Source organism: Oceanobacillus luteolus (assembly GCF_042678205.1).
Lineage (GTDB): Bacteria > Bacillota > Bacilli > Bacillales > Amphibacillaceae > Oceanobacillus > Oceanobacillus luteolus.
Map to the genome: position 1 here is coordinate 1 of NZ_JBHUDE010000099.1, position 4,781 is coordinate 4,781.

At 39.3% G+C, this 4,781-nt stretch carries 5 protein-coding genes, 2 tRNA genes and 1 rRNA gene; all 8 read right to left on the bottom strand.

Annotation, left to right across the window (positions count from 1 at the left end; translation table 11 throughout):
* Positions 1-118: 118 nt before the first annotated feature.
* Positions 119-1,300: an FtsW/RodA/SpoVE family cell cycle protein gene (locus tag ACFSBH_RS12530; protein ID WP_251517793.1), complete on the bottom strand. Its 1,182-nt coding sequence runs from the start codon at positions 1,298-1,300 to the stop codon at positions 119-121.
* 253 nt (positions 1,301-1,553) lie between these two features.
* Entirely contained in the window at positions 1,554-2,564 is a 1,011-nt protein-coding gene (gene tsaD, locus ACFSBH_RS12535; protein WP_251517796.1) for a tRNA (adenosine(37)-N6)-threonylcarbamoyltransferase complex transferase subunit TsaD, read from the bottom strand.
* Positions 2,561-3,010 carry a ribosomal protein S18-alanine N-acetyltransferase gene (gene rimI, locus ACFSBH_RS12540; RefSeq protein WP_251517798.1) on the bottom strand — a complete coding sequence of 150 codons (450 nt, stop codon included), beginning with the start codon at positions 3,008-3,010 and terminating at the stop codon, positions 2,561-2,563. Before rimI ends, tsaD begins: the two co-directional genes overlap by 4 nt.
* Positions 3,003-3,710: a tRNA (adenosine(37)-N6)-threonylcarbamoyltransferase complex dimerization subunit type 1 TsaB gene (gene tsaB / locus ACFSBH_RS12545; RefSeq protein ID WP_251517801.1), complete on the bottom strand. Its 708-nt coding sequence runs from the start codon at positions 3,708-3,710 to the stop codon at positions 3,003-3,005. Before tsaB ends, rimI begins: the two co-directional genes overlap by 8 nt.
* Positions 3,711-3,722: 12 nt before the next feature.
* Complete coding sequence (gene tsaE / locus ACFSBH_RS12550; protein WP_251517804.1) at positions 3,723-4,178, bottom strand: tRNA (adenosine(37)-N6)-threonylcarbamoyltransferase complex ATPase subunit type 1 TsaE; 456 nt, start codon at positions 4,176-4,178, stop codon at positions 3,723-3,725.
* A 293-nt stretch (positions 4,179-4,471) separates the two neighbouring features.
* Positions 4,472-4,548: transfer RNA gene (locus tag ACFSBH_RS12555), tRNA-Asp, on the bottom strand.
* A 4-nt stretch (positions 4,549-4,552) separates the two neighbouring features.
* A tRNA-Met gene (locus tag ACFSBH_RS12560) sits at positions 4,553-4,629 on the bottom strand.
* 49 nt (positions 4,630-4,678) lie between these two features.
* Positions 4,679-4,781: ribosomal RNA gene (gene rrf, locus ACFSBH_RS12565) — 5S ribosomal RNA — on the bottom strand; the annotation flags it as partial.

The window sequence follows — 4,781 nt, forward strand, 5'->3', positions numbered from 1 at the left end:
TTTGTTTACTAAAATAACGATAGCAAAAAGCGTAGGGCCTACACATTTTTTGTGTGAACTCCTACGCCTTATTTTTTATTTACTGGGGTTTTGTCCCAGCCTCTTTACTGTTGCTCAATTATTTAAATAAATAATCATTTTGTATCGTATACTCGACAGATATTCGATAGATAACCCCTAATCCAAGCATCGTCGCCATGACGGAACTACCACCATAACTAATCAGCGGCAGCGGTATTCCTGTTACTGGCATGATGCCGATTGTCATTCCGATATTTTGGAATACATGAACAAGAATTAGACTGAGGAATCCAAGGCAATAATAAGAAGCAAACGGTACAAACTTGTAAATGCTCAATCCTAAGGATACAAGCTTATAGAGCAAGAGGAAATAGAGCAAGATGACGAGCGCTCCACCAATGAATCCAAAAGTCTCGCCGATTACAGAAAAAATGAAATCCGTTTGAGCCTCTGGATAATAAACCTCTACTCCACTCATTCCTTTACCGAATAACTGACCAGAACCTAACGCCATATAAGCTCGGTCAAAGTGCCAGTTAGCGGTGTCACTAGACTGTGTTGGATCAAACCATGTCAATATCCGATCAATTTGATAATGTCGAGCAGGTCCGACAACCAACTTCGCAAGCTCTGGAAAGTTTACAATAAATGCAAGTAGACTTCCTAATAGCGCACTAACGGCCGCCACTAGGCTAAGAATGATTTTCCAGCTGATTCCTGAAAAGATGATCATCATCCCTAAAATAAAGATATATACCATTGCTGTTCCAAAGTCTGGCTGTAAGAGAATTAAAAATACAGGTAATGCTGTAGTTGCTACTAATTTAATCAAAAGTAATGTATCCGACTTTAAATTACTTTGTTCAAATTTCTCCTTGTGTTTACTGATAACAACGGAGAGATATAAAATTGTGGATAACTTTACAAATTCAGCTGGTTGCAATGATACAGGAGCCCAACGAGGGTTAAACCAGCTTTTTGCACCATTTACCGATCTAGCAATCGATTCCGGGCTTATATATAGTAATAAGAGTAATAAGATACCACCAATATAAATATAGACACTACCCTTATACAATTGTTCCATATCTAAAAATTGAACAGATGCAATAAATAGTCCACCTACTGCAAACCAAGCAATCTGTTTCAATACAAAATTTTCGCCATCATACTGCTCAAGTTGTTGAGCGTTATAAATGGCTAGAAGACTTGCCACAATAAATAAAACGATCAGAATCAGAAGATCGCTTTGCACATAATAAGACTGTTTCTTTTGCATTGCTGCTTCACCAAACTTCTTTTTCAGATTATCTTACTCTTCCCCATCACTTATCCACAAATCAGTAACAATAAAACCCTTAGTTTATAATTGTCAACAAAATCATCCACATTATCCACAAAATCCAGAGTTTGAATAGTCATCGTTACCCACAAAAATAATTGCTTATCTATCAATGATTCACATGTTTATGCACAGTCCTGTGGATAAATCATTGATTTATTCCACAACTTTCTTGGGAGTAACCAACTAGTTATATAAGTTCGAGGGAAGGATTTGCATTCAGATCAAGGCCAGCTCGTTTACCTTGTTGGTAAGCAATCGTGCCTGCAGCAGCTATCATTGCAGCATTATCTGTACACAAAGCTAAAGGTGGAATCAGTAATGGTATTTGCGCCTCATTAAACTGTTTCTGTAATTCGTTACGTAACCCTTTATTTGCAGCAACACCACCAGCTACAATAACCTGTTTCACGTTATATTCTTTCGCAGCACGCAATGTTTTTGCAGTGAGCACCTCGACAACGCTTGCTTGAAAACTTGCCGCAATATCTTCCTTCTTTAAGACTTCTCCACGTTGCCCAGCATTATGGATTTTATTGATTACCGCTGATTTTAAGCCGCTAAAACTGAAGTCATAACTTTCTTCACCCAGCCATGCCCTAGGAAAATCAATTGTTTCCTCTCCTTGTTCAGCGAGTCGATCAATTTCCGGGCCGCCTGGATACGGTAAATCCAACATCCTTGCAACTTTATCATAGGCCTCCCCAGCGGCATCATCCAAGGTTTCTCCAATCAATTCAAAACTTCCATGCTCTTTCATCAGGATCAGTTCGGTATGACCCCCAGAAACAATTAATGCAAGTAATGGGAATTCAAACTCCTGTTGAAACCGATTGGCATAGATATGGCCTGCAATATGCTGTACACCTACTAATGGTTTCCGTTTTGCAAACGCTAAAGCTTTAGCCGCATTCACTCCAACCAACAAGGCACCTACCAATCCAGGACCTTCCGTCACCGCAATCGCATCGATTTCTTCCCAATCAACTTCAGCTTGATTGAAAGCTTCTTCTAATACTACCGTCATTTGTTCCACATGATGCCGAGATGCAATCTCAGGAACAACTCCACCAAATCGTTTATGACTCTCAATTTGTGAAGCTACAACGTTGGATAAGATATTCGTGCCATTCTTAACAATTGCAACTGCAGTTTCGTCACAGCTTGTTTCAATACCTAATATAATATTATCTTTAGTCATTTTAAGTTCACCCACATTACGAGAGCATCCTCCTGGTTATCCGTATAATAGTTCTTCCGAATCCCCCCAGGAACAAGCCCAAATTTCCGGTACATTTTCTGCGCAACAATATTCGATACACGCACCTCTAACGATAGATGTGCTGCACCAAGCCGAACTGCTGTAAGCATCATATGAGCAAAGAGCTTCTCACCAATTTTCTTTCCTCGAAAATCAGGGAGAATAGCAATATTCGTTATTTGTGCATCATCAATGACCACCCACATACCTGAATAACCGATAATCTTCCCTTCACATTCCACAACAAAATAATATGCATGCATATTATCCATCAGTTCATGATAAAAAATATCAGTCGTCCAAGGTAAGGTGAATGATGCCTTTTCTACTTCGAGAACTTGAGGAACATCTCTCAGTTCCATTTTCCTTATTGTGATATTAACCATTGTTTTCTTTTTCCTTTTGCTGTTTTAACCAGTTGGACTCTGCCTCAGCCAAACGTAAATAATTAGGCGTAACCCCATGGATATCTTCCGGTTTATGGTTCAAACTTGCAAGCCCTAAATGACTTGGATTGGATATATGATAGGGACCAGCAGGAATTACTGCCAACTCTCCTAACGCAACATCTATTTGTTCTTTAAACTTTGCAATATCCGGACTTAAAAACAGTACCCGTTTCCCAGTAGATTGCAGTCGGTTGAGCATCTCATCAAAAAGAAGATTCTCATCCTTTTCTACTGCTATCAATTCATCGCCACTCCATTGATAAATGCCGGAATATACAAGTCCTCTTCTAGCATCAAAAAATGGACAAATCAGTCCATCAAAAAACTGCCCTTGATACGCAAGCGCTTCTAAACTGGAAACTCCTACAACAGGAACTTGTAATGCCCATGCCAGAGTCTTGGCTGTCGTCAGACCGATACGGACTCCTGTATAAGAACCGGGGCCTTTCGCAACGGAAATTTGATCTAGATCCTCGACTTGCATATCCACTTCCGCCATTAATTTATCAATTGCAGGCATTAATCGGGCAGAATGATTTTTACTCAAATTCGTTACGATTTGTCCAATCAATTGTTCATTCTTCATTATTGCTACACCTAGAACATGATTCGATGTATCAATGATAAGTACATTCATATAAAGTTACCCCTAATCATTCATCTCATTTAATATATTTAAATAACGATCTCCAATTGCATGAAACTCTATTTTTCGAGTTTGTTCATCAATAGATCTAATGGTGACTTCCAATCTTTCCTCTGGTAAGTACTCTTCAATAAACTGGGCCCACTCTACCACAGACACACCTTCACCATCAAAGTATTCGGAGAAACCAATGTCTTCATCGGAATCTTCCAAGCGATAAACGTCCATATGATAAAGAGGTAGTCTCCCTTTATATTGTTTTACAATAGTAAACGTCGGACTATTCACGTTTCTTTTAACTCCAAGTCCTTTTGCCAATCCCTTTGTAAAAGTAGTCTTTCCAGCACCTAAGTCGCCTTCTAAAGTGAGCAAGTCACCAGGCATTAACAACTCAGCCAAACGCTCAGCAATTTTTTGAGTTTCTTCTGCTGAGCCAGTAATCCATGATCTTGAATGCACAACTTCACCTACTATCAGCTATGTGTATCTACCATATATCAGATGGTTCTTTTTTCTGTTCGTACTGTTTATCATACAGATAAATTCTCTATTTTATGCTCATTTTCATAATGGAATAATCCATCACAGTTATATATGATTTAATACTATTTATAATATCTATCATAGCAAAATACCATTCAAAATGAAACGCTCGAATGCTGCGTTCCAAAATTCAACAAAAAGCTGTATAAATTAAAAAAACAAGATTTCATCAATGAAATCCTGTACGAATATTTACTCTTAAATTATAATGGCGGTCCGGACGGGACTCGAACCCGCGACCTCCTGCGTGACAGGCAGGCATTCTAACCAACTGAACTACCGGACCAATTTGGTTGCGGGGGCAGGATTTGAACCTGCGACCTTTGGGTTATGAGCCCAACGAGCTGCCAGACTGCTCCACCCCGCGGTAATAAAAAATATGCGATTTATATTCTTACATATAGAAGTAAATTTATGCCTGGCAACGTCCTACTCTTGCAGAGACAAAGTCTCAACTACCATCGGCGCTGGAAAGCTTAACTGCTGTGTTCGGTATGGGAACAGGTGTGACCTTTCCGC

Bases quoted from the DNA above. Each gene is read 5' to 3' on its own strand.
- ACFSBH_RS12530 (WP_251517793.1), bottom strand. From the start codon at position 1,300: ATGCAAAAGAAACAGTCTTATTATGTGCAAAGCGATCTTCTGATTCTG.
- rimI (WP_251517798.1), bottom strand. From the start codon at position 3,010: ATGGTTAATATCACAATAAGGAAAATGGAACTGAGAGATGTTCCTCAA.
- tsaB (WP_251517801.1), bottom strand. From the start codon at position 3,710: ATGAATGTACTTATCATTGATACATCGAATCATGTTCTAGGTGTAGCA.
- tsaD (WP_251517796.1), bottom strand. From the start codon at position 2,564: ATGACTAAAGATAATATTATATTAGGTATTGAAACAAGCTGTGACGAA.